Source organism: Agrobacterium tumefaciens (genome assembly GCF_013337285.1).
In the GTDB taxonomy this organism is placed as follows: Bacteria; Pseudomonadota; Alphaproteobacteria; order Rhizobiales; family Rhizobiaceae; genus Agrobacterium; species Agrobacterium burrii.
Window position 1 is genome coordinate 354349 of the sequence record NZ_SUPW01000005.1, and the last position, 24966, is coordinate 379314.

Here is a 24966-nt window from a genome sequence, read left to right on the forward strand (position 1 = left end):
CCTTTGGCGTGTCCGAATCAAGTCTGACGACAATACCGCCTTCATAAATCTGCGGAAAGGGAGTGCGCAAAAAAGATGCCGCACGCTTTGTCAAGCGCGCGGCATCTAGATATTGTGTAATTTCAGTGGATATTAACTATGATATTAATATCTGTAGTGTTCAGGCTTGAACGGACCCTGCTTGGAGATGCCGATATAATCCGACTGCATGTCGGAAAGTTCTGTTAGCCGAACACCGAGCTTCTCGAGATGAAGGCGCGCAACCTTCTCGTCGAGGTGCTTCGGCAGCACGTAAACTTCGTTCTTGTATTCGCCCTGCTTGGTGAAGAGCTCGATCTGGCCCAGCACCTGATTGGTGAAGGACGCAGACATGACGAAGGACGGGTGGCCGGTGGCATTGCCGAGGTTCAGCAGGCGGCCTTCGGACAGAAGGATGATGCGGTTGCCCTTCGGGAACTCGATCATGTCGACCTGCGGCTTGATGTTCGTCCACTTCAGGTTACGCAGCGAGGCGACCTGAATTTCATTGTCGAAATGGCCGATATTGCCAACGATGGCCATGTCCTTCATCTCGCGCATATGCTCGATGCGGATCACGTCCTTATTGCCGGTGGTGGTGATGAAGATGTCGGCGGAAGAGATGACATCTTCCAGACGAACGACTTCAAAACCGTCCATGGCGGCCTGCAGCGCGCAGATCGGGTCGATTTCGGTAACCTTCACACGGGCGCCGGCGCCCTGCAGCGAGGCGGCAGAGCCCTTGCCAACGTCGCCGTAACCGCAGACGACGGCGACCTTGCCGGCCATCATCACGTCGGTTGCGCGGCGAATGCCGTCCACCAGCGATTCCTTGCAGCCGTATTTGTTGTCGAACTTCGACTTGGTCACGCTGTCATTGACGTTGATCGCCGGGAAGGGCAGCAGGCCCTTCTTGCTGAGATCGTAAAGACGGTGAACGCCGGTGGTGGTTTCTTCCGTGACACCCTTAAGCGCGTCGCGCTGCTTGGTGAACCAGCCGGGAGAAGCCTTCAGACGCTTGTTGATCTGCGCGAAAAGAATTTCTTCTTCTTCAGAGCCGGGGTTGGACAAAACGTCCTCACCGGCTTCGGCGCGCGCGCCAAGCAGGATGTACATGGTGGCATCGCCGCCATCGTCGAGGATCATGTTCGAGAGGCCGCCATCGGTCCACTGGAAAATCTTGTCGGTATATTCCCAATATTCCGTCAGTGTTTCGCCCTTGACGGCGAAGACCGGAATGCCGGCTGCCGCAATGGCCGCTGCCGCATGATCCTGCGTCGAGAAGATGTTGCAGGAGGCCCAGCGAACGTCCGCGCCGAGTTCCTTCAGCGTTTCGATGAGAACGCCGGTCTGGATCGTCATGTGAAGGGAGCCGGTGATACGTGCGCCCTTGAGCGGCTTGCTTTCGCCAAACTCCTTGCGGCAGGACATCAGGCCGGGCATTTCGGTTTCGGCGATGTCCAGCTCCTTGCGGCCGAATGCGGCAAGGTTGATGTCGGCGACGATGTAGTCCTTCTCAAGGCTCATGAAGTTCTCCAGATCAGAAATGCCGCGCCTGTTGGCCCGGCTTTTAAACGTAGCAGCGGTTTAGCAGGCCACAAACGATCTGGCAATGATGATATAAAGAGGTCTTTATGTCTTTATATGTCGCCGGCTCAGGCTTCTTCGCCGAAGCGGTCGGCCACCAGAGCTTCCAGTGCGGCCAGCGCCTCCACGGCCTGGTTGCCGCTTGCTTCGACATAAACGCTGCAGCCGGGGCTGGCCGCCAGCATCATCAGCCCCATGATGGAGGTGCCGCCGACGGTCATGCCGTCCTTGGAAACCGTGATCGTCGCGTCGAACCCCTCGACCATCTGCACGAATTTCGCAGATGCCCGAGCGTGGAGACCGCGCTTGTTGATGATCGGCAATTCCCGGGAGAGAGGCGACATGGGCTGATTTCTCACTTGCCGCTTAAAACGCGGCTGGCGACGTTGATATATTTGCGGCCGGCATCGGATGCATCCTGCAGGGCTTTGTCCATGTTGTCTTCGCTGCGAACGCCGGCAAGCTTGATCAGCATGGGAAGATTGACCCCGGCGATGACTTCGACATTGCCGTTATTCATGACGGAGATTGCAAGATTGGACGGTGTGCCGCCGAACATGTCCGTCAGGATGATGACACCATTGCCATCATTGGCGCGCGCAACGGCGTCGATGATATCTTGCCGGCGCTGATCCATGTCGTCTTCGGGACCGATACAAACCGTCTCGATCAATTTCTGGGGACCAACGACATGCTCCAACGCATGGCGAAATTCCTCAGCCAGCTTGCCATGGGTGACAAGCACTAGTCCGATCATGAAATGCTCCCTTGCACACGCACTCTCATTGCCGACTATCGCAACGCGGCAATCCTGTCCATCGGTGGGATTTCATCTTGATGAGGAAAATGCGAATCGCAAGCCTAAAATCGCCCGAATCATCGTCACTTCACATTCGTTTTAAAAAGATTTTGAGCAAGTGCAGCAAATTTTCCGTAAGGGGTAAGACTTGCAAGCGGAATGCGCAGAAGCGGAAGATGTCCTCCGCAGGGCGGCAGAAACGCTTCGTCATCTTCGGGAAGTCTCGGATTTTCCGGTGAAAGAACTGTCGTCACCGCAAAATGTAGTGTGGCGCTTGCGATGCTGTTGATGGAGATAATGCCGCTACCGCGCAATTCCAGCAATCCGGCGATCGCCGCCGGCCGCTCGGCGATGATGTTTTCGCCGTCGCGATACACGAAAATCTGATCGTCCGCGATCAGCGCCGCCGGCAATCCGCAGCGTTCAGCCTCGGTCAGAAAGCTGAAGGCAAGCTCGCTTTTACCGCTGCCGGACGGCCCTGTGAAAAGAATGCCCGTATTTTGAACGACAATGGCGGTGGCGTGCAGGTTGAAGCGTTCAGCGTTCATGGGCTTCCGCCGCCGGCAGCGACAGGGTGAAGCGCGCGCCGGAAATCACGCCATATTTGTCGACGACATTTTCTGCCCTGAGGCTGCCGCCATGGGCTTCGGCGATCTGGCGGCTGATGGAAAGGCCGAGACCCGAGTTCTGGCCGAAACCTTCGCTTGCCGGCCGGTCGGTATAGAACCGCTCGAAAATCCGGTCGATATCTTCGGCCTGAATGCCAGGCCCGTTGTCTTCCACCTGCACGAGGCAGCGATCCTTGTGGCGGGAAAGGCGTACGGTGATGCGACCGTTATCCTCTGACACGAAAGAACGGGCGTTCTCGATCAGATTGGTGACGATCTGGCTGAGGCGAAGGTCGTGGCCATTCACCACGAAAGAGGTTTTGCTTCCGGCCTTGCGGTCGGCCACATAGTCGATTGCCACGCTTTTCTTCTTGGTGCTGATCTGGCGGGATATGTCCACCAGCCCCTTCATCAGCACATCAAGGTCGAGCGGCTCGGCATCGGCGCGCGCCAGTTCGGCGTCGAGCCGCGACGCATCCGAAATGTCGCTGATCAGACGGTCCAGGCGGCGCACATCGTGGAAGATGATCTCGGTCAGCCGCTGCTTCGACTCTTCAGTTTTCGCGCGCGGCAGGGTTTCCACGGCGCTGCGCAGCGAAGTCAGCGGGTTCTTGAGTTCATGACTGACGTCGGCGGCGAAGCTTTCGATCGCATCGATACGGTCGTAAAGCGCCGTCGTCATTTCACGCAGGGCAATCGAGAGATTGCCGATTTCATCCTGACGTGCTGAAAAATCCGGTATCTCCTCGCGGGTTCGTGCCCCGCGGCGCACGCGGATCGCGGCGGCCGAAAGCCGCCGCAGCGGCGTGGCAATGGTGGAAGACAACAGCAGCGACAGCACGATATTGACCAGCGTGGCGATGCCGAACACCCGCATGATGGCAAGGCGCTCCGCATGCACGATCTTGTCGATATCGCCCGCCTGCGTAGAGAGCAGCAGAACACCGAGTACGGCCCGGAAGCGTTGCACCGGCACGGCGACCGAAACGATGAGTTCGCCCTTTTCGGTGACGCGCACGACGGCGCCGCGCACGCCGGTCAGGGCATTCATCACTTCCGGATAGATCGAGCCGTCGCCGCCGGGTGCTTCTTTGTATTGCGGCAGGCTGCTTGGTTGCAGCATGCGGTTGAACATGCTGGTGAACCATTCACCCCAGGTCTGGGTTTCCGGCGTCACCGGCGGCAGATCGAAGCGCAGGACCTGGCCGCGCGAATAAAGATGGCGCGAATCGAGCAGCAGGTTGGCGTCGGCATCAAACAGCCGCGCGCGGGTGCGTGTGGGCGAAATCAGCCGCCGCAGCACCGGAGCCACCCGTTCCGGATTGATCGGGAAACTCAGGTCCTCATCATTGGGGGCGGGGGTGATGCTCTGTCCCGCCTGCAATTCGAGAAGCTTTTCCGGGTTGATGGTGATCGAATTGGTATCGACCGAAGCGGAAGCCGAAATCGCGCCGGCGATGATCTCGCCCTGTGTCAGAAGGCTTTCGACGCGCGCATCGATCAGTCCCTCACGGAACTGGTTGAGATAGAGAATACCGCCGACCAGAACGACCGTGGCCGCGACATTGAAGAAAAGAATGCGGCGCGTGAGGCTGGAAAACACTGCATTGCCGAAAATGCGCCGGACGATCGTCAGCGGATGGATACGATGGCGGCGTTCGCTGCCGCGTTCTTCGGCATCGTCACTATCCGAGACGGTTTCCGGCGTTTTCTTCAGCACGTATTTAAGTCCTCGCCACCACTCTTCGGGTGGTTTCTTCCGATTTGCGTGCCGATTCAGGCCGCTTCGCGGAAGCGATATCCTACGCCATAAAGCGTTTCAATCATATCGAAGTCGCCATCGACCAGTTTGAACTTCTTGCGAAGGCGCTTGATGTGGCTGTCGATGGTGCGGTCGTCCACATAGACCTGCTCGTCATAGGCGGCATCCATCAGCGCGTCGCGGCTTTTCACCACGCCCGGCCGCTGCGCCAGCGAATGCAGGATGAGGAATTCGGTGACGGTGAGCGTCACCGGCTCACCCTTCCAGGTGCAGGTGTGGCGTTCCTGATCCATGGCCAGCTGCCCGCGTTCCAGCGTGCGGGCCTGCTGGTCCGCAGTCGGCTTCAGCGTGCCGCCAGCAGCGGGGGCAGCGTCGCGGCTGCTGGCGCGGCGCAGGATGGCCTTGACGCGTTCCACGAGAAGGCGCTGCGAGAAGGGTTTTGTAATGAAGTCGTCGGCGCCCATTTTGAGGCCGAACAATTCGTCGATCTCTTCATCCTTGGAGGTCAGGAAGATAACGGGAATATCCGATTTCTGGCGAAGACGCCGCAACAGCTCCATGCCGTCCATGCGCGGCATCTTGATGTCGAAAATGGCGAGCTGCGGCGGACGGGCGATCAACCCGTCAAGCGCGGAAGCGCCGTCCGTATACGTTTCGACCCGGTAGCCTTCGGCTTCGAGCGCGATCGATACCGAAGTCAGAATATTCCGGTCATCGTCGACAAGCGCGATCGTCTGCATGTAGTTGGTCTCCATCGACATTTTCTTGTAACTCCCGACATCCACCCAGCCAAGGTTGCGCGCCGTGAGCCACTCTCTTGAGTATAAAGGTGGAACAAATTGTGGCAAAGGAAAACTCGACGGCTTCATGCGGGGCCGGACAAGGGGATTTCAGCGAAAATGCGGCGACCGAATTTAAATGCGCCTTAAACCGATTTAAAAAGAAATAAAATCTTTTAAATCGATTAATATATTGAAATCACTAAGTTTTTTAAGGTTCGGCTCTTGCGTTTCCAAAAGCTGCCACGTATTTTCCGTGAAAATTTCAACAGCCTTATCGTCATTAACAAGGAACGCGTCATGAACGAGCTTGGGGTTCATAATCCTGCCAATGGAGTTGCGGAACTCGGACTGGGCGAGGCGTCCCGCGTCTTTTATAACCTCAACGAGAGCGAATTATACGAAGAGGCGATCCGCAACGGCGAGGCCGAACTGACCATCGATGGCGCGTTGCGCGCCGTCACCGGTCAGCACACGGGCCGTTCGCCGAAGGACAAATTCGTTGTGCGCGATGCTTCCACCGAGAACACCATCTGGTGGGACAACAACAAGCCGCTGTCGCCGGAAAACTTCGAACTGCTGCGCCAGGACATGCTGGCCCATGCCGCCGGCAAGACGCTTTACGTGCAGGACTTGATCGGCGGTGCCGACGAAGAAAATGCGCTGCCGACACGCGTCGTCACCGAGCTTGCCTGGCATTCACTGTTCATCCGCAATCTACTGATCCGTCCGAAGCGGGAGAAACTGGCGGGCTTCAAGCAGAAGCTGACCATCATCAATCTGCCGAGCTTCAAGGCCGATCCGGCGCGTCACGGCGTTCGTACAGAAACCGTCATCGCCTGCGATCTCACCAATGGTCTCGTCCTGATCGGCGGCACCTCCTATGCCGGTGAAAACAAGAAGTCGGTCTTCACTGTGCTGAACTACCTTCTGCCGGCCAAGGGCGTCATGCCGATGCATTGCTCGGCCAATGTTGGTCCTGAGGGTGATTCGGCCGTGTTCTTCGGTCTCTCCGGCACCGGCAAGACCACGCTTTCGGCCGATCCTTCGCGTACGCTGATCGGTGATGACGAACATGGCTGGGGCGAACACGGCATCTTTAATTTTGAAGGCGGCTGCTATGCCAAGGCGATTAAGCTTTCGGCCGAAGCCGAGCCGGAAATCTACGCCGCGACCCGTCGCTTCGGCACGGTCCTCGAAAACGTCGTGCTGGACGAAAACCGCGTTCCGGACTTCAACGACACTTCGCTGACGGAAAACACCCGCAGCGCCTATCCGCTGCACTTCATTCCGAATGCATCGGAAACCGGCATTGCCGGCCATCCGAAGACGATCATCATGCTGACGGCGGATGCCTTCGGTGTACTGCCGCCGATTGCCCGGCTGACGCCGGAGCAGGCCATGTACCACTTCCTGTCCGGTTACACGGCAAAGGTCGCTGGCACGGAAAAAGGCGTGACGGAACCGGAAGCGACCTTCTCCACCTGCTTCGGCGCGCCCTTCATGCCGCGCCACCCGGCGGAATATGGCAACCTGCTGCGTGAGCTGATCGGCAAGCACGGCGTGGACTGCTGGCTGGTCAACACCGGCTGGACCGGCGGTGCTTACGGCATCGGCAAACGTATGCCCATCAAGGCGACGCGCGCGCTTCTGACGGCTGCGCTCACCGGCGAGCTGAAGGATGCACAATTCCGCACCGACGCGAATTTCGGTTTCGCGGTGCCGCTGTCGCTTGATGGCGTTGACGGTGCAATTCTCGATCCGCGTTCAACCTGGGCCGATGGCGCAGCTTACGATGCGCAGGCGACGAAGCTGGTCTCCATGTTCGTCACGAACTTCACCAAGTTCGAAGATCATGTCGACAGCAAGGTTCGCGATGCCGCACCGGGCCTTTTGCTCGCGGCTGAATGAATAAAGCCTCATTCGTGAGGAGGAGGGAACCCGGCTTCACGCCGGGTTCTTTCGTTTTCTCCGCTGTTTTCATTCCGGTCGATCTGTGGCATCACCGGCGCGGAGAAAGATCATGGCCAGCGACCCGCTTTACATCAGCAACCGTATCACTATCGCCGGCTGGGAGCTGACGGAGCAATTCGTGCTGGCCGGCGGGCCGGGCGGCCAGAACGTCAATAAGGTCTCGACGGCGGTTCAGCTGTTTTTCGATATTGCCAATTCCCCATCTCTGACGGATCGGGTGAAAACCAATGCTATCCGCCTTGGCGGCAGGCGTGTTTCGAAAGACGGCGTACTGATGATCGAAGCGAGCCGGTTTCGCAGCCAGGAGCGCAATCGAGAGGATGCGCGCGAGCGGCTGAAGGAGCTGATCCTCGAAGCCGCCGCCCCGCCGCCACCGGTCCGCAAAACCACCAAACCGACCAAGGGTTCAGTCGAACGCCGCCTCAAGGCGAAGTCCGGTCGCTCGGACGTGAAGAAAATGCGCGGTAAGCCCTCGGGGGATTAGGCGGCAATCTGGTGCGAAATCTTTCGCCCTTGTCATAGAGCTTCAAATATCGTCTGGTATGCCTCCTTACAACCAAGGAGGGTGCTATGGGTCTGTTCAGTTTCATCAAGGAAGCGGGAAAGAAGCTCGGTATCGGCGGCGATGATGCCCCGGATGTCGAAGCGGTCAAAAAAGAACTCGCTTCCCACGATCTCGGCACGGACAAGGTTCAGGTCGAGGTGGTGGACGACAAGGTCGTTCTGAAGGGCAACGTGGCCGATCAGTCGGTTTTCGAAAAGGCGGTCATCGCGGTCGGAAATACGCTCGGCATTTCCAAGGTCGAGGCCGGCGAGTTGAAGGTGGCCGAAGCGCCGGCGAAAGAACCCGTCTTCTACACCGTCAAGAAGGGCGACAATCTCTGGAAGATCGCCGAAGCGCAATATGGCAAGGCGAATGGCGCGAAGAACAACATCATCTTCGAAGCCAACAAGCCGATGCTGACCCATCCCGATAAAATCTATCCCGGCCAGGTTCTGCGTATTCCTGAGCTTGCGTCCTGACAGGTTTAATCGCTTGCGATGGAGGTGCCGCCTTGCGCGGCATCTTTTTATAATTTGCGAAGCGCCACCGTATCGATCAGGTGGTTCTTTCCCTTTCGCAGAATAAGGTCCGCACGCGGGCGCGTCGGAACGATGTTCTGGCGCAGGTTTTTCAGGTTGATGTTCTGCCAGAGGCCCTCGGCAATGCTGAGCGCCGCTTCTTCGCTGATCGACGCATAGCGATTGAAGAATGAATTCGGGTCGCGGAACGCTGTTTGACGCAAATTCATGAACCGGTTCACATACCAGTTGTGAATGAAATCCTCGTCGGCATCGATATAGATCGAAAAATCGAAGAAGTCGGAAACGATCGGCACGATCCTCCCGCCCGCCGGCAGGTCACGCGACTGCAGCACGTTGATGCCTTCGAAAATCAGGATATCCGGCTGATCGATGACAGTGAATTCGTTCGGCAACACGTCATAGGTCAGGTGCGAATAACGTGGCGCCTTCACGTTCGGCTGGCCCGCCTTGATGGCCGACAGGAAACGTAAGAGTGCACCGATATCGTAGCTTTCCGGAAAGCCCTTGCGCTCCATCAGGTTTTCACGCCGCAGCACCTCGTTCGGATAGAGAAATCCGTCAGTGGTGATGAGATCGACCTTTGGGCTGGAAGGCCAGCGCGCCAGAAGCTCTTTCAGGATACGCGCCGTCGTTGATTTTCCAACCGCCACCGAACCGGCGATGCCGATGACGAAAGGCGTCTTGTTCACATCCCCCATATTGAGGAAGCGGTTGCGCTGCTCGAACAGCAGCTGCGATGCCTCCACATGCGAAGACAGCAGGCGAGACAGCGATAGATAGATGCGCCGCACCTCGTCGAGATCGATCGGGTCGTCCAGCGAGCGCAGTCGTTTGACCTCGTCGGCGGAAAGCGTCAGCGGTGTATCGGCGCGAAATTTCGCCCATTCTTCCGAACTGTAGAAATGATAGGGCGAATATTCATCCGGCCGAAAATGATCGAGTGTGCCTGGCATGCCTCTCTCCCCGCTGCCTGCCGTGACATTCATGATGTCGGCCTCGCAGCCTTTTCCGCAAGGCCGGTTTGTCCGGTCCGGCGCTGCAACTCGGTAAAAACGTCGTCCAGGGGTATGTCGGCAATCTTCAGCACGACCAGCAGATGATAGAGCAGATCGGCGGCTTCATTTTTCAGCCCGTCGCGGTCTTTCGCGATGGCGGCGATGACGGCTTCCACCGCTTCTTCGCCGAGTTTTTTCGCCGCACGCTCCTGGCCCGCCGCAACCAGTTTGGCAGTCCAGGATTCTTCAGGAGATGCGGCGGCGCGGGTCGCGACGATACGTTCCAGATCGGAAAGGGAAAATGCGCTCATGAGATGTTCCTGCAATCAGTCGAGGCGCATGGCGATGCCATGCTCGGCCATATAGCTTTTGGCTTGCCCGATCGAATAGGTGCCGAAGTGGAAGATGGAAGCGGCAAGCACGGCGGTCGCATGACCGTCCCGCACACCTGCCACCAGATCATCCAATGTGCCTACGCCGCCAGAAGCGATGACGGGTACACGAACCTGATCGGCAATGCTGCGCGTCAGGCCGATATCATAGCCGCTCTTGGTGCCGTCGCGATCCATCGAGGTAACAAGCAATTCACCTGCCCCACGCTCCACCATCTTGATGGCGAACTCCACGGCGTCAATCCCGGTTGGCTGGCGTCCGCCGTGGGTGAAGATTTCCCAACGCTCGGCTTCCCCGTCCTTGGAAACCCGCTTGGCGTCGATGGAAACGACGATGCACTGGTTGCCAAACTTATCGGCCGCCTGCGCCACGAAATCCGGATCCTTGACGGCTGCGGAATTGATCGAGACCTTGTCGGCGCCGCACAGAAGCAGCTTGCGAATATCAGCGACGCTGCGAACCCCACCGCCAACCGTTACCGGCATGAAACAATGATCTGCGGTGCGCGAGACGACATCGAAGATCGTGTCGCGGTTATCCGAGGAGGCGGTGATGTCGAGAAAGCAGAGTTCGTCGGCTCCCGCCGCATCATAGGCTTTCGCCGCTTCAACCGGATCACCCGCGTCGATCAGGTCGACAAAGTTCACGCCCTTGACGACGCGGCCGTCTTTCACATCGAGGCAGGGAATAATACGGGCTTTGAGGGTCATGCGCGTACCTCCTTCGTGGCCTTGATGAGGGCAAGCGCCTCGGCGGGGTCGATACGCCCATCATAAAGCGCGCGACCAGAAATCGCGCCCTCGAGCTTTGCAGCATCCGGCTGCAACATGCGCTTGATGTCATCGATGGAGGCAAGGCCGCCGGAGGCGATGACCGGTATGGAGACGGCGTCGGCCAGTTCCAGCGTCGAAGCCCAGTTGATGCCGGCGAGAATGCCGTCGCGATCGATATCAGTGTAGATAATCGCGGCGACGCCGGCACCTTCGAAACGTTTGGCCAGTTCGATGACGCCGAGTTCGGAGGCTTCGGCCCAGCCTTCAACGGCAACCTTGCCGCCCTTGGCATCGATGCCGACGGCGACCTGGCCGGGGAAACGCTTGCAGGCTTCAACAACCAGAACCGGATCGCGCACCGCCACGGTGCCGAGAATGACGCGGGCAAGCCCACGGCTCAGCCACGCCTCAATGTGGTCAAGGGTACGGATACCGCCACCGAGCTGAACCGGGTTTGTCGTGGCTTTCAAAATGGCGTCGACCGCCTCGCCATTGACGGTCTCGCCGGCGAAGGCACCGTTGAGATCAACGACATGCAGCCACTCGAAACCCTGATCCTCAAAGGCTTTCGCCTGCGCGCCGGGGTCGGTGTTGTAAACGGTGGCCTGGTCCATATCGCCGAGTTTCAGGCGAACGCACTCACCGTCTTTGAGATCGATTGCGGGAAAAAGAATCATGTCAGGGCTTCCAGCGCAGGAAATTGGAAATCAGGGCAAGGCCGAGCGTCTGGCTTTTTTCCGGGTGGAACTGCGCGCCCGCCATATTGTCGCGGCCAACGAAAGCCGTCATCGCACCACCATAATTGGTGGTGGCGATAACATCCGTCGAATGCCTGGCCGCCAGATGATAGGAATGCACGAAATAGGCGTGCAAGCCGTCTGCGCCGGTCTTGATGCCGTCAAACAGGGGGTGAGGGTGGCGGATTTCCAGCGTGTTCCAGCCGATCTGCGGAATTTTGAGGCTGGGATCGGACGGCGTCATTTCCACGACGTCACCCTCGATCCAGCCAAGGCCCGAGCTGACAGTCTTTTCCAGCCCCCGCGAGGACATCAGTTGCATGCCGACGCAGATACCGAGGAAGGGATGGGCTTTCTTCTCGACGGCTTCGACAAGCGCCTCATGCATGCCGGGAACGGCATCAAGACCGGCGCGGCAATCCGCATAGGCGCCGACACCCGGCAGGACTATGCGGTCCGCTGTAGCGACGTGATCCGGCCTGTCGGTCAGATCGATGGTTGCGTCGATGCCGGCCTCGCGGGCGGCACGCTCAAAAGCTTTGGTGGCCGAACGCAAATTGCCCGAACCGTAGTCGATGATCGCGACGCGCATGTCAGCGCCTTCCATTCAAGTCGAAAAGAAACGATCCGGCGGGATCGTTGATGAAGTTTTTGTCACCGCTCCTTTGCGGCGAAGGGGTCCAGACCGGCTGCGAAAGCTGTTCTGTCGTTTCGCTGTTTTCTGAGAGTTTCGAGAAATATATGTCTTCCGCGCTCGAAAGATCAGGGGCGGAGATGATCGATGCCATCTTCCAGCCTTTTCGGATCAAGTGCCGGACGAGAAAATCGCGTCCTTCCAGTGCGGTGATGAGGGAAATGGCAAAGCCGCACAGAATGCCGACCGGTTCGAATCCGGGTAACATTGATGCCTGACCGGCCAGAACGAGGGCGATAAAAACGACCACCGCCGCCAGCCACGCGCGGTTGATCGCGAGCCACAACCACGGCGCAATCAGAGCCAGCCAGACGAAACGGTCTGCAATAAAGCGGGTCGTCTTGTGATCCCTGTCCGGCCCGTTGGGGGCTTCCAGAACGAGATAGCTTGTCATGGGCTTCCTGACAGCTTTGGCGTCAGGCCAGCATACCCTTGGTCGAGGGAACGCGGCCTGCCTGCCGGGGGTCGATCTCGGTTGCCGTGCGAAGAACGCGGGCAACGGCCTTGAAGCATGTTTCGGCGATATGATGGTTGTTGGCGCCGTAATGGTTCAGGATATGCAGCGTAATACCGGCATTCTGGGCCAGCGCCTGAAAGAACTCGCGCACCAGCTCCGTGTCGAAAGTGCCGATCTTCGGCGCGGAAAAATTGACGTTCCACACAAGGAAGGGGCGGCCGGAAATATCGACGGCGGCCTTGGTCATCGTCTCATCCATGGCAAGATCAAGCGAGGCGTAACGGGTAATGCCGCGACGGTCACCCAGCGCCTTGGCAATGGCCTGGCCGATGGCGATGCCGGTATCTTCCACGGTGTGATGGTCATCGATATGCAGGTCGCCCTTGACCTCGATGTCCATGTCGATCAGCGAATGGCGGCTCAGCTGGTCCAGCATATGGTCGAAAAATCCCACGCCGGTGGAAATTGTCGACTTGCCGGTGCCGTCGATATCCACACGCACCGAAACCGAAGTTTCGTTGGTGGTGCGGATAATCTCGCCTTTACGTTCTGCCATTTTGGCCGCTCCGTGAAAATGTTGCCGTTCCTTATCAGCACGGGACACAAATATCCAGTTGTTCCATCGTCTTGGCTGGCTTGCGCAAAACGGTGCACGGCGGGGATGATTGCAATCGTGAAAAGCAAACTTACATAGAACTCGACAAGGGCCGCATACCGGCCCGTTAACCCCAGGCCCGACAGGGTAGACAGGTGTTTGATGACAACGATTATTACAGTCAGAAAAGGCGGCAAGGTCGTCATGGCTGGCGATGGTCAGGTAAGCCTTGGCCAGACCGTCATGAAGGGCAATGCCCGCAAGGTTCGCCGCATCGGCAAGGGTGAAGTGATTGCCGGTTTTGCCGGCGCGACCGCAGATGCCTTCACGCTGCTCGACCGTCTCGAAAAGAAACTCGAGCAATATCCCGGCCAGCTCATGCGCGCCGCTGTGGAGCTTGCGAAGGACTGGCGCACCGACAAATATCTGCGCAATCTCGAAGCCATGATGCTGGTGGCCGATAAATCCACCACGCTTGCCATCACCGGCAATGGCGATGTGCTGGAGCCAGAACATGGCGCGATCGCCATCGGTTCCGGCGGCAATTATGCCTTTGCGGCCGCTCGCGCCATGATGGACACGGACAAGTCGGCCGAAGAGGTGGCGCGCCAGTCGCTCGATATCGCCGCCGATATCTGCGTTTATACCAACCATAATCTCGTCGTCGAAACGCTCGACGCCGAATAAGCGAATTTTTCACCCCCATTTCTCACCCAAGGGTCCTGTGGGCCGGGCCGGAATGGCCGGCCGGAACAGGAAAGCCGAGAGGATAGAATGACCACTTTTTCTCCCCGGGAAATTGTCTCGGAATTAGACCGCCACATCATCGGCCAGCATGATGCGAAACGTGCGGTCGCGATTGCACTGCGCAACCGCTGGCGTCGCCAGCAGCTCGATGAGAGCCTGCGCGACGAAGTCATGCCCAAAAACATTCTGATGATCGGGCCGACCGGTGTCGGCAAGACGGAGATTTCCCGTCGTCTGGCAAAGTTGGCCGGCGCCCCCTTCATCAAGGTCGAGGCGACCAAGTTTACCGAAGTCGGTTATGTCGGCCGCGATGTCGAGCAGATCATCCGCGATCTCGTGGAAATCGGCATCGGGCTCGTGCGTGAAAAGAAACGTGCCGAGGTGCAGGCCAAGGCCCATGCCAGCGCCGAAGAACGGGTGCTAGATGCGCTGGTCGGCACGACGGCGTCGCCCGGCACCCGCGAAAGCTTCCGCAAGAAGCTACGCGACGGCGAACTGGATGACAAAGAAATCGATATCGAAGTGGCGGATAGCGGCTCGGGCATGCCCGGTTTCGAAATTCCCGGCATGCCGGGCGCCAATATCGGCGTCCTCAACCTGTCGGAAATGTTCGGCAAGGCCATGGGGGGACGCACGAAGAAGGTGCGCACCACGGTATCGAAATCTTATGCCGATCTCGTCCGCGATGAATCCGACAAGCTGCTCGACAACGAAATGATTCAGCGCGAAGCGGTGAAGTCGGTGGAAAATGACGGCATCGTCTTCCTCGACGAGATCGACAAGATCGCCGCGCGTGATGGCGGCATGGGCGCCGGCGTTTCGCGTGAAGGCGTGCAGCGCGACCTGCTTCCGCTTGTCGAAGGCACGACGGTTTCGACGAAATACGGTCCGGTGAAAACCGACCACGTCCTGTTTATCGCGTCAGGCGCGTTCCATGTGGCAAAGCCGTCCGATCTTCTGCCGGAGCTTCAGGGTCGCCTGCCGATCCGCGTCGAGCTGAAGCCGCTGACCAAAGAGGATTTCCGCCGTATCCTGACCGAAACGGAAGCAAGCCTCATCCGCCAGTACAAGGCGCTGATGGCGACGGAAGAACTCGATCTCGACTTCACTGATGATGCGATTGACGCTCTGGCCGATGTGGCCGTTCATCTCAACTCGTCGGTTGAGAATATCGGTGCGCGCCGTCTGCAGACGGTGATGGAGCGGGTTCTGGACGAGATTTCCTATAACGCGCCGGATCGCGGCGGCTCTGCCGTCAAGATCGATCAGGAATACGTCAAAAAACATGTCGGCGATCTTGCCGCCGATACGGATCTGTCACGCTATATTCTCTGAAGACTTCAGGGACAAACGAAAGAAGAGTGCGGCCATATTTGCCGCACTTTTTTATTTTATCTGCCTCATCTCGCATTCAGCCCGCATTTTGTTTATGGGAAGGGCTGCATTCCGGTTGGAACCGCTTTCGTGGAATGGTCCGGTTTTCCCTCGTCTATTTCGCCGGGAAGCCGCAGACTTGAGAAAAGGCATTTGCTCGTGCGCAAAACTCTTCTGGCATTTGCCGCTGCTCTGGCGTTCACCGTCGTCTCGTCTTCTTATGCCGAGGCCGCAACGGTCGTTCCACCGGACAATCGCAATGCCGAACAGCCCGGTGTTCCCGGCGCTTCCACCCGCAGAACCAAGGCGTCCAACAGCTCTTTCGAACGCAAGTACCAGAAGGTGATCGACCTCTTGTCCTCCGACAAGGCGCTGATTGCCAAGATCAAATCGACGGCCGGGCGCTACGGTATCGACCCGATCCATATGGTTGGTGCGATCGTCGGCGAGCATACTTATAATGTCGATGCCTATGATCGACTGCAATCCTACTATGTTAAAGCCGCCTCCTATGCCGGCAGCAGCTTCCGTTTCGGCTATAAGGATGAAACCATCGCGCAATTTCTGACGCGTTCGCAATTTACCAAATGTCAGTCGAAAAAGGATTCCTACGGTCTTTGGAACTGTCGGGAAGATGTCTGGGACGACAGCTTCCGCGGCAAGACCGTGGATGGCGTCGCCTATCCGAACAACCGTTTCAGTGCCGTGTTTTTCCAGCCCTTCTACGCCGGGCAGACCTTCGGCCTCGGCCAGATCAACCCGCTGACGGCGCTGATGTTGTCCGACATGGTTTCGAAAACCTCCGGCTACGATAAGCTGGATGAGAACGACGCTACCGCCGTCTATACGGCCATCATGGACCCGGACCGCTCGCTGGCCTTCATGGCCGCCTCCATTCGCAAATCGATCGATGACTACAGATCGATTGCCGACATGGATATTTCGAAAAATCCAGGCGTGACCTCCACGCTTTATAATGTCGGCGGCTCGCAGCAGCGGGCGGCCGCTCTCGCCCAGAAAAACCGCCAGCGCGCCGCAGGTGGGGAACAGCCCCTTTTGCCGGAAGAAAACTATTACGGTTGGCTGGTGAATGACCGCATCAAGGACTTGCAGGCGCTTTTGTAGAAAAAGACGACTATCGGCTTCATTGTTTCCAAAATGGAAATAATATTTGGCTGCCTGCCGCAATTGACGAGCGCCCTCTTCAACGTCCAATCTGGACGTCTAGAATAGAGGAGGCGCATGTGAGCCGCACGAATAAATTCGGTCTTTCCATCGATAACAAGCTTTATGCTTTTTTGACGGATGAGGTGCTGCCGGGCACGGGTCTGGACAGTGAGGTTTTCTTCGAAGGCTTCTCGGCCATCGTCCACGAGCTTTCTCCGAAGAACCGTGAACTGCTGGCAAAGCGCGACACATTGCAGGAAAAACTGGATGGCTGGTACCGGCAGAACGGCGCTCCGGTTGATTTTGCGGCCTATGAGGGCTTTCTGAAGGAGATCGGTTACCTGCTGCCGGAAGGTCCCGGCTTTAAAGTGGAAACCGGCAATGTTGATCCGGAAATTGCCGCCATCGCCGGCCCGCAGCTCGTTGTTCCCGTCATGAATGCGCGTTATGCGCTGAATGCCGCCAATGCCCGCTGGGGTTCGCTTTACGACGCGCTTTACGGCACCGATGCCATCTCCGATGCCGATGGTGCGGAAAAGGGCAAGGGTTACAATCCGAAGCGCGGCGAAAAGGTCATCAACTGGGCGCGCAACTTCCTTGATGAATCGGCGCCGCTCGAAACGGCAAGCTGGTCGGATGTGTCAGGTTTCAAGATCGTTGACGGCCTGTTGCAGCTTGCAATCGGCGACGCCACAACGGGGCTGAAGGACGCCGCACAATTCAAGGGCTTTACCGGTGAGGCGGAGAAACCGGCAACGATCCTGCTTGGCAGGAACGGTTTGCACACCGAGATCGTCATCGATCCAGCGACGGAAATCGGCAAGGGCGACAAGGCGGGCATCTCCGATGTCATTCTCGAATCCGCGCTGACGACCATCATGGATTGCGAGGATTCGGTCGCTGCCGTCGATGCCGAAGACAAGGTTCTGGTTTACGGCAACTGGCTTGGCCTGATGCGCGGCGATCTGACGGAGGAGGTTGCCAAGGGTGGCACGACCTTCATTCGCCGCCTCAATCCGGATCGTTATTATACCGCACCCAATGGTTCGGCGCTCACTTTGCCGGGGCGCTCGCTGATGCTGGTGCGCAATGTCGGCCATCTCATGACCAATCCGGCAATCCTCGACAGAGATGGCCGCGAGGTTCCCGAAGGCATCATGGATGCCGTCGTCACCGCACTGATCGCGCTTTACGACGTTGGCCCGTCCGGGCGGCGGCTGAATTCCCGCGCCGGCTCCATGTATGTCGTCAAGCCGAAGATGCACGGGCCGGAAGAGGTCGCTTTCGCCAACGAGATATTCTCTCGCGTCGAAAACCTCATTGGTATGGCGCCGAATACCATGAAAATGGGCATCATGGATGAGGAGCGTCGCACCACGGTCAACCTCAAGGAGAGCATCCGTGCTGCGAAGGATCGCGTTGTCTTCATCAACACTGGCTTCCTCGACCGCACGGGCGACGAAATCCATACCTCGATGGAAGCAGGCCCGATGATCCGCAAGGGCGATATGAAGCAGGCCGCCTGGATTACCGCTTACGAGAACTGGAACGTCGATATCGGACTGGAGTGCGGCCTTTCCGGCCACGCGCAGATCGGCAAGGGCATGTGGGCCATGCCGGACCTGATGGCGGCGATGCTGGAGCAGAAGATTGCGCATCCGAAGGCCGGCGCCAACACCGCCTGGGTGCCGTCGCCGACGGCGGCGACGCTGCATGCTACGCATTATCACAAGGTCGATGTAGCGGCCGTTCAGGAAGGCTTGAAAAGCCGAGGCCGCGCGAAGCTTTCCGATATTCTGTCGGTGCCGGTCGCGCCGCGTCCCAATTGGACGCCGGAGGAAATCCAGCGCGAACTCGACAATAATGCGCAAGGCATTCTGGGATATGTCGTGCGCTGGGTCGATCAGGGTGTCGGTTGCTCCAAGGTGCCTGACATCAACAATGTCGGACTGATGGAAGATCGCGCGACGCTGCGTATTTCCGCACAACACCTGGCGAACTGGCTGCGCCATGGCGTGGTGACAGAAGGTCAGATCGTTGAGACCATGAAGCGCATGGCTGCCGTGGTCGACGGGCAGAATGCCGGCGATGCGGCCTATCTGCCGATGGCCTCCGACTTTGAAGGGTCGATCGCGTTTCAGGCCGCCGTTGAGCTGGTGCTGAAGGGCCGTGAACAGCCGAACGGCTATACCGAACCGGTTCTGCACCGCCGCCGTCTGGAACTGAAGGCGAAGTAGTCAGCCTGAAGCTGCGCCTAGACGTTTAGACAAATAAAAAAGCCGCCGGGAATTCCCCGGCGGCTTTTTCTTTGTCTTCTATCTTATCTTACTGGATCACGACGACCTTGGAGCTGCGGCCCGGACGGACGCGGCTGTAAAGATCCATGACATCCTGGTTGATCATGCGGATGCAGCCGGAAGAGGCAGCGGTGCCGATCGAAGCCCATTCGGGCGAACCATGGATACGGAACAGCGTATCCTGTCCCTTTTCGTTGAAGAGATACATGGCGCGCGCGCCGAGCGGGTTGGAAAGGCCCGGACCCATGCCGGCCTCAACATACTTGGCAACTTCCGGCTTGCGGTCCGCCATTTCCTTCGGCGGATGCCACATCGGCCATTCCTGCTTCCAGGCAACATAGGCTTCACCGGCCCAGGCGAAACCCGCCTTGCCAACGCCGATGCCGTAACGAACCGCGCGGTTGCCGGACATGATATAATAAAGGTAACGCTCGCGCGTATTGACGATGATCGTGCCCGGACGCTCGTTTGTCTGGAACTCGACGATCTGGCGACGGAACTTCTCGTTCACGCGATTGATCGGAATAGCCGGCAGCGCATATCCTGCGTCGGTCACCGGACCATAGACGTCATTGAAGATCTGGACGGTTTCGACTTTTGCCGGAACGGGGTCGGCAACCGGCACCGATGCCGCTATTTTACCGGAAGATGGGGAGGTGGTTTCGGCGCAGCCGGCCAGAGCCAGTGCTGCCGTCAGACCGAGTACGGCCAATGGGGTGCGGATGCGCATATCGTTCTCGCGGAAAATTCGCCAAATTGTGCGAAGGAGTAGGCTTAATTGGATAAATCGGTTATTTTCCATTAAACCGCTCTTGGCAAGCCGTTGTGCACTCACAAGTCGGTTGTGCATTTAAAATTGCCGGTTGATTGCCTTTTTGCAACAATAGGCCAAACGCTTCAGCAGCCTTTATCCATGACTATTCTTTCCGTTACCAACAATAATCCGTTAATAGATGGCCGCCAGTCGGACAAGGCGATGCTGGTGCGTCGCGGCGTTCAGGTGCTTCTGCACGAGATGCGTCATTCGGTACTGCCGGAACTGCCGCTTGCGAGCGGGCGAAGGGCAGATCTCATCAGCCTGTCGGTTAAGGGTGAAATCTGGATCATCGAAATCAAATCCTCGATCGAGGATTTCCGCGTCGATCGCAAATGGCCGGAATACCGCCTGCATTGCGACCGGCTGTTTTTCGCAACCCATCCGGAAGTCCCGACCGATATTTTCCCGGAAGAATGCGGATTGATCCTGTCGGACGGATATGGCGCCCATATGCTGCGCGATGCGCCGGAGCATAAATTGCCGCCGGCGACCCGCAAATCTGTGATGCTGGATTTCTCGAGAACCGCTGCAACCCGGTTGATGCTGGCGGAGTGGACGACCGGGCGCAGCTTCGGAGAGTGACGCCGTTACTTTGGTGCGCGCTTTGCCAGAATGCGCTGCAAGGTGCGCCGGTGCATGTTGAGACGGCGGGCGGTCTCTGAAACATTGCGTTCGCACATTTCATAAACGCGCTGAATATGCTCCCACCGCACCCGGTCGGCAGACATGGGATTTTCCGGAACCTCGGTCTTTTCACCCTTGCGCTGGGTCAGAGCATTAAAGACATCGTCTGCATCGGCAGGTTTGGCCAGATAATCCAGCGCCCCAAGCTTCACGGCGGTAACGGCGGTTGCGATGTTGCCATAACCGGTCAGAACGACGATCTGCGTGTCGTCCCGGTACTGCCGGATGGCTTCGATCACCTCCAGCCCGTTGCCATCGGCAAGCCTCAAATCGACCACAGCATATTTGGGCGGCGCGGCCCTGGAGCGCGTAATACCTTCGCTCACCGTCTCGGCGGTATCGACGGTAAAGCCACGTGTTTCCATCGCCCGGGCCAGCCGGCGCAGAAACGGGCCGTCATCATCGACGATCAGCAGAGATTTGTCGGGGCCGATCGGATCAATGTCATCCGTCGGTGCGTTGGTGGGTGGGGTCTGGTGTTCTGTCTTCATGTTTCCGGCCTTCCGGCAACTTCGTCGGCTTTGTTTTCTTGTTCTTATCGCCGCTTCAACGTGGATGGTAAAGTCAATGACTTCTTTTATCGTCCATAAGCGCCCGAGGCCAGATGATTGTGACCCGCGCGCCGGTTTTGCTTGACCCCCGATTTTCGAAGATGACGCTGGCGCCGGATCGCTCCAGCAGCGTCTTGGCGATGAAAAGGCCAAGCCCCAGCCCACCCGCCCGCGTGTCGTTGTGACGTTCGGTCACATAGGGCTCGCCAATGCGGGCAAGCACGTCATGGGCATAACCCGGCCCATCATCCTCGATGAGGACTGCGACGTTCTGCGAGTCATGCTCCACCGTCACCGTCACCTTCTCCCGCGCATAATCCACGCCGTTTTCGATGAGGTTGCCCAGCCCATAGATGATACCGGCATTGCGAATGCCGACCGGTTCATCGGCCCGGTTGCTCTTTTCCACGAGTTCGAGGCGAATGCCGAATTCCCGATGCGGCGCCATCACCTCCTCGATCAGCGAAGAGAGCGGCAGGCGACGCATATGTTCCTCATTGTCGGCTGAAAGCGATGTGAGGCGGCGCAGAATATCGCGGCACCTTTCACTCTGGCTGCGCAGCAGCGCTATGTCTTCGCCGTATTTTTCATCATTTCCGAGTTCGCGCTCCATCTCCTTGGCGACAACACTGATGGTTGCAAGCGGCGTGCCGAGTTCATGCGCTGCGGCGGCCGCAAGCCCATCCAGCTGCGAGAGGTGTTTTTCCCGCTCCAGCACCAGTTCGGTTGCAGCCAGCGCGTCGGCCAGCTGATTGGCCTCATGCGAAACGCGATAGGCATAAAAGGCCGCAAAGGATGTGGTGGCGATGATCGCGACCCAGGTACCGACATGCAGCAGAAGCTGGATCGGTAAAACCTCGCCGGGATACCACGGAACCGGAAACGGCGAAAAGGCGATCGCAGTCGAGCAGATGACGGCAAAGCTGAGAAGAATGAGCGAATGCCGCAGCGGCTGCGAGGCAAACGCGATAATGACCTGCACGCAGATCAGCGGCGCGAAAGGATTGGAAAGGCCGCCGGTGATATAGATCAGCGCCGTCAACTGCAGCAGGTCGAAGGCCAGCAGCAATGTCGCTTCCCACGGTTCCAGACGATAAGTGGAGGGAAAGCGGGCGGTGAGAAACAGATTGGCAAGCGCCAGCGCCGCAATCAAAAGGCCGCAGGCCAGAAGCGGCAAGGGGAAGTTAAGCCCGAAAGCAACGAAAAGGATCGTCGCCGTCTGTCCCGCAACGGCGAGCCATCGCAGCCAGACAATGGTCTGCAGTCTTATCCTGCGGCTTGCACGGCCAAGCCTTGTGGTTTCGATAGGATGGCCAGCCACCTTCGTCTCCTTTACCCTATTCATCGTCGTCACGTTCCGCGCGGTTTCGCACGGCTGGTCGGCAGAGCCGCTGCCGGGTCCTCCGGCCATGGATGGCGCGGATAACGCCCGCGCATATCCGCCCGCACATCCTTCCAGGATCCAGCCCAGAAACCGGGAAGATCGCGTGTCGTCTGTATCGGCCTGTGCGCCGGCGAGGTCAATTCCAGCAGCAGCGGCAAGCGCCCCTGCGCGATGGCGGGATGGGCCTTTAGTCCGAAAAGTTCCTGCACACGAATGGAAAGGGTCGGTTCGCTGGCATCGTAGCGGATGGCGTGCCGCTGGCCCGTCGGTGCCTCGAAATGCGTCGGCGCTAGTCTCCCGAGGTCACGCGCCACTTCATGCGGCACCAGAGATATAATCCCCTCAGAAAGGCTACCCGGCCGGATATCCTGCAAGCTACGCGCGCCGTGCTGGAAAGGGACGAACCAATCATCAAGTCGCGATAGCAATGCTGCATCGCTGACATCCGGCCAGGGCTCACCGATGCTGGCGTTCAGAAAACCGATCCTGTCGCGCAGCTGCAAAGTTTCTTTCGAGAAGGGCAGGATGGCGATGCCGAATTCCCGAATGCCATTCGCAAGCGCCTGTGCCGCCTGCTCGCCTTCCGGGCGGGGCAGGGGCGTTTCGTCAAGAATGATGGCGCCCAGCCGCGTGACCCGGCGCGCGCGCGCCTGGCCGCTTGCCTTGTCAAAGAGCAACTGGTCCTGCTGAACGATAACGTGCGGCATCCGCTCTTCTATATCGGCCCTGTTGATGCTTGCCGCTGCAAGGATGCGCGGCTGCGCTGCCCGTCCGGTAATATCGGCCACGACAAGCATTCTGCTCGCCGCCAGTCGCTCAGTTTCTGCAAGTTCAGCACCCCGCCCATTCGCCATCACATAACGGCCGCGCGCGCCGCGCTGAAGCGCGATCCTGTCCGGATAGGCGTGCAGCAGCAAGGGGCCGGCCTCACTCGGTAATTCGGCTGTCGTTTTTGTATCGCCAACCGCATCGAACAGTCTCGACGCCAGCTTGCGCGCCGCTTGCGCTCTCTCGCCTTTCTCGGAAACAAAGCGCCGTAGTCGTTCATCGAGATCGATGTCGTTTCCGCCCAGCCCCTGTTCCGTCAACATGACGGCGAGCATCGCCGCCTTTTTCCCTGCACCCTCACTTGCCGCTGCAATCACCATCGCCGCCAGCCGCGGTGGCAGTGAAAGGCCGCGCATCAGGCGGCCACGTGGCGTGAGCGCGCCGCTTTCATCGAGAGCGCCGAGATTTTTGAGAAGCGCCACCGATTCCTTAAGCGCTGCTTCAGGCGGTGTGTCCAGAAAGGCGAGCATGGAAGGATCGTGAACACCCCAATGAGCGAGATCCAGCGCAAGGCCGGAAAGATCACTCGCCAGAATTTGCGGTGGCGTAAAGGCATTTAGCGCCGCCGTCTGTCCCGAATGCCACAGACGGATCGCAACGCCGGGTTCCGTTCGTCCCGCGCGGCCCGCCCGCTGATCCGCGGACGCCCGCGACACCCGCACGGTCTCCAGCCTCGTTATTCCCGTTGCCGGTTCGAACACCGGTAGTCGCTGCAACCCGCTGTCAATCACCACGCGCACACCGTCGATGGTGATCGAGGTTTCCGCGATGGAGGTGGCAAGCACGATCTTGCGTCGCCCGGCCGCCGCCGGCTTGATCGCTGCATCCTGCTCCTTTTGCGACAGGTTACCGTAAAGCGGGATGATGTCCGTATCATCGGAAAAGCGTCCCTCCAACCGTGCGGCCGTGCGGGTGATTTCCGCCTGCCCTGGCAGGAACGCAAGGATGGAACCTGTTTCCGCCGCATGGGCTTCGATAATCGCCTTGGCGACTTTCTCTTCAACCGGCGCGCCCTGCCAGCGATCCTCGTAGCGAACATCGATTGGAAATGTCCGGCCGAGGCTCTGAACAACCGGCGCATCGCCCATTAGCGCGCTGATGCGTTCCACATCAAGAGTGGCGGACATAACGAGGATGCGAAGATCGTCTCGCAATCCAGCCTGCACGTCGAGCGCCAGCGCCAGTCCGAAATCGCCGTCGAGTGAGCGTTCATGAAACTCGTCGAAAATAACTGTCGAAACGCCGGTAAGCTCCGGATCATCAAGCACCATCCGGGCGAATACCCCCTCGGTCACCACTTCTATCCGGGTTCTGGAGGAAATGCGGTTGTCGAGCCGCATGCGATAGCCGACGGTTTCGCCCACACTCTCGTGCGCCAGATCAGCCATGCGCCCGGCCGCGGCCCGAGCGGCAAGCCGGCGTGGTTCAAGAAGAATGATCTTGCCGTTGCCGCGCCATTCCTGCTGCAAGAGGTGAAGCGGGACCAGTGTCGTTTTGCCCGCGCCGGGAGGAGCCGAAAGAACCGCACGTTTCGCGCCGGCCAGCGCATCGGCAATATCGCCCAGAACAGCGCTAACGGGAAGTTCGGGCAAATAGGTCTTTATAGGAGCTGCTGTTCTGGTCATGCAAAGAGGCCTGCGGCATTGGGGTGGTATATGAGCGTCTCTCTACCGTTCTAAAGCACGATCAGGCGGTTTGACAGCGGCTGGTGAGGGGTTCGCAGATGCTCCTCCGGCAATATCGCTGCTGCTTGCGAGCTATTGGCAATGATGCGTGCAAAGGAGACTTCGCGTGCGTGGTGAAAACGCCCGAAGATTCAGCCCTTTACGGCTCCCTGTCTCTATTCTTCGGAAACTTTCA

General features: G+C 58.5%; 25 protein-coding genes. 8 read left to right on the forward strand and 17 right to left on the reverse strand.

The window, feature by feature from the left end; genetic code table 11:
• Positions 1–144 precede the first annotated feature (144 nt).
• The 6 genes from ahcY to chvI form a co-directional block, all read right to left on the reverse strand.
• Positions 145–1545: an adenosylhomocysteinase gene (gene ahcY / locus FCH38_RS16265; RefSeq protein WP_149900329.1), complete on the reverse strand. Its 1401-nt coding sequence runs from the start codon at positions 1543–1545 to the stop codon at positions 145–147.
• A 128-nt stretch (positions 1546–1673) separates the two neighbouring features.
• The gene (locus FCH38_RS16270; RefSeq protein ID WP_149900328.1) at positions 1674–1949 is read right to left on the reverse strand and encodes an HPr family phosphocarrier protein; all 276 of its coding nucleotides are present in this window, start codon (positions 1947–1949) and stop codon (positions 1674–1676) included.
• 11 nt (positions 1950–1960) lie between these two features.
• The gene (locus tag FCH38_RS16275; RefSeq protein ID WP_003505374.1) at positions 1961–2362 is read right to left on the reverse strand and encodes a PTS sugar transporter subunit IIA; all 402 of its coding nucleotides are present in this window, start codon (positions 2360–2362) and stop codon (positions 1961–1963) included.
• Positions 2363–2487: 125 nt separating this feature from the next.
• Complete coding sequence (locus tag FCH38_RS16280) at positions 2488–2952, reverse strand: HPr kinase/phosphorylase (RefSeq protein ID WP_149900327.1); 465 nt, start codon at positions 2950–2952, stop codon at positions 2488–2490.
• Positions 2942–4732, reverse strand: a complete 1791-nt coding sequence (chvG, locus tag FCH38_RS16285) for a two-component system sensor histidine kinase ChvG (RefSeq protein WP_174374374.1) — start codon at positions 4730–4732, stop codon at positions 2942–2944. The genes FCH38_RS16280 and chvG overlap by 11 nt, the downstream gene beginning before the upstream one ends.
• A gap of 56 nt (positions 4733–4788) precedes the next feature.
• Positions 4789–5514 carry a two-component system response regulator ChvI gene (gene chvI / locus FCH38_RS16290; protein ID WP_149900603.1) on the reverse strand — a complete coding sequence of 242 codons (726 nt, stop codon included), beginning with the start codon at positions 5512–5514 and terminating at the stop codon, positions 4789–4791.
• A gap of 339 nt (positions 5515–5853) precedes the next feature.
• On the opposite strand from chvI, the gene FCH38_RS16295 reads away from it, so the two are divergent.
• The 3 genes from FCH38_RS16295 to lysM all read left to right on the forward strand — a co-directional run bounded on the left by FCH38_RS16295 (position 5854) and on the right by lysM (position 8550).
• Positions 5854–7464 (forward strand): phosphoenolpyruvate carboxykinase, encoded by a 1611-nt coding sequence (locus FCH38_RS16295; RefSeq protein ID WP_153515389.1) that lies wholly within the window; start codon positions 5854–5856, stop codon positions 7462–7464.
• 112 nt (positions 7465–7576) lie between these two features.
• Complete coding sequence (arfB, locus tag FCH38_RS16300; RefSeq protein WP_153515388.1) at positions 7577–8011, forward strand: alternative ribosome rescue aminoacyl-tRNA hydrolase ArfB; 435 nt, start codon at positions 7577–7579, stop codon at positions 8009–8011.
• Between the two features lie 86 nt (positions 8012–8097).
• Positions 8098–8550, forward strand: coding sequence for a peptidoglycan-binding protein LysM (gene lysM, locus FCH38_RS16305; protein ID WP_174374375.1), 453 nt, complete (start codon positions 8098–8100; stop codon positions 8548–8550).
• 47 nt (positions 8551–8597) lie between these two features.
• On the opposite strand, the gene coaA is transcribed toward lysM, so the two are convergent.
• Genes coaA through hisB form a run of 7 tightly spaced genes read right to left on the reverse strand, consistent with a single transcriptional unit; the run spans position 8598 to position 13218 of the window.
• Positions 8598–9599 (reverse strand): type I pantothenate kinase, encoded by a 1002-nt coding sequence (gene coaA / locus FCH38_RS16310; protein WP_174374376.1) that lies wholly within the window; start codon positions 9597–9599, stop codon positions 8598–8600.
• A complete protein-coding gene (locus FCH38_RS16315) occupies positions 9596–9919 on the reverse strand; it encodes a phosphoribosyl-ATP diphosphatase (RefSeq protein WP_149900322.1) in 324 nt (107 codons plus the stop codon). Before FCH38_RS16315 ends, coaA begins: the two co-directional genes overlap by 4 nt.
• A gap of 15 nt (positions 9920–9934) precedes the next feature.
• Complete coding sequence (gene hisF / locus FCH38_RS16320) at positions 9935–10711, reverse strand: imidazole glycerol phosphate synthase subunit HisF (RefSeq protein ID WP_149900321.1); 777 nt, start codon at positions 10709–10711, stop codon at positions 9935–9937.
• Positions 10708–11451 carry a 1-(5-phosphoribosyl)-5-[(5-phosphoribosylamino)methylideneamino]imidazole-4-carboxamide isomerase gene (gene hisA, locus FCH38_RS16325; protein WP_174374377.1) on the reverse strand — a complete coding sequence of 248 codons (744 nt, stop codon included), beginning with the start codon at positions 11449–11451 and terminating at the stop codon, positions 10708–10710. The genes hisF and hisA overlap by 4 nt, the downstream gene beginning before the upstream one ends.
• Before the next feature lies 1 nt (position 11452).
• A complete protein-coding gene (gene hisH, locus FCH38_RS16330) occupies positions 11453–12103 on the reverse strand; it encodes an imidazole glycerol phosphate synthase subunit HisH (RefSeq protein WP_153515384.1) in 651 nt (216 codons plus the stop codon).
• A gap of 1 nt (position 12104) precedes the next feature.
• Entirely contained in the window at positions 12105–12599 is a 495-nt protein-coding gene (locus FCH38_RS16335; protein WP_174374378.1) for a DUF2628 domain-containing protein, read from the reverse strand.
• A gap of 22 nt (positions 12600–12621) precedes the next feature.
• Positions 12622–13218: an imidazoleglycerol-phosphate dehydratase HisB gene (gene hisB / locus FCH38_RS16340; protein WP_046799740.1), complete on the reverse strand. Its 597-nt coding sequence runs from the start codon at positions 13216–13218 to the stop codon at positions 12622–12624.
• Positions 13219–13419: 201 nt separating this feature from the next.
• Here hisB and hslV point away from each other — a divergent pair, with 201 nt between their 5' ends.
• The 4 genes from hslV (at position 13420) to FCH38_RS16360 (ending at position 18782) form a co-directional block, all read left to right on the forward strand.
• Positions 13420–13944, forward strand: coding sequence for an ATP-dependent protease subunit HslV (gene hslV / locus FCH38_RS16345; RefSeq protein ID WP_003521197.1), 525 nt, complete (start codon positions 13420–13422; stop codon positions 13942–13944).
• An 87-nt stretch (positions 13945–14031) separates the two neighbouring features.
• Entirely contained in the window at positions 14032–15339 is a 1308-nt protein-coding gene (hslU, locus tag FCH38_RS16350; RefSeq protein WP_149900316.1) for an ATP-dependent protease ATPase subunit HslU, read from the forward strand.
• A 198-nt stretch (positions 15340–15537) separates the two neighbouring features.
• Positions 15538–16503: a DUF1402 family protein gene (locus FCH38_RS16355; RefSeq protein WP_174374379.1), complete on the forward strand. Its 966-nt coding sequence runs from the start codon at positions 15538–15540 to the stop codon at positions 16501–16503.
• Between the two features lie 119 nt (positions 16504–16622).
• On the forward strand, positions 16623–18782 hold the full coding sequence (locus FCH38_RS16360; protein ID WP_174374380.1) for a malate synthase G: 2160 nt from the start codon (positions 16623–16625) through the stop codon (positions 18780–18782).
• 88 nt (positions 18783–18870) lie between these two features.
• Here the strand turns inward: FCH38_RS16360 and FCH38_RS16365 are convergent, their stop codons facing one another.
• The gene (locus FCH38_RS16365; protein ID WP_149900313.1) at positions 18871–19572 is read right to left on the reverse strand and encodes a L,D-transpeptidase; all 702 of its coding nucleotides are present in this window, start codon (positions 19570–19572) and stop codon (positions 18871–18873) included.
• 183 nt (positions 19573–19755) lie between these two features.
• On the opposite strand from FCH38_RS16365, the gene FCH38_RS16370 reads away from it, so the two are divergent.
• Positions 19756–20241, forward strand: a complete 486-nt coding sequence (locus tag FCH38_RS16370; RefSeq protein WP_004444350.1) for an MmcB family DNA repair protein — start codon at positions 19756–19758, stop codon at positions 20239–20241.
• Between the two features lie 5 nt (positions 20242–20246).
• Here the strand turns inward: FCH38_RS16370 and FCH38_RS16375 are convergent, their stop codons facing one another.
• From FCH38_RS16375 to hrpB, 3 genes are all read right to left on the reverse strand, one after another.
• On the reverse strand, positions 20247–20834 hold the full coding sequence (locus FCH38_RS16375; RefSeq protein WP_149900311.1) for an ActR/PrrA/RegA family redox response regulator transcription factor: 588 nt from the start codon (positions 20832–20834) through the stop codon (positions 20247–20249).
• A 73-nt stretch (positions 20835–20907) separates the two neighbouring features.
• Positions 20908–22215, reverse strand: coding sequence for a two-component system sensor histidine kinase ActS (gene actS, locus FCH38_RS16380; protein ID WP_207134935.1), 1308 nt, complete (start codon positions 22213–22215; stop codon positions 20908–20910).
• Positions 22216–22244: 29 nt separating this feature from the next.
• The gene (hrpB, locus tag FCH38_RS16385) at positions 22245–24731 is read right to left on the reverse strand and encodes an ATP-dependent helicase HrpB (protein WP_153515378.1); all 2487 of its coding nucleotides are present in this window, start codon (positions 24729–24731) and stop codon (positions 22245–22247) included.
• Positions 24732–24966 lie beyond the last annotated feature (235 nt).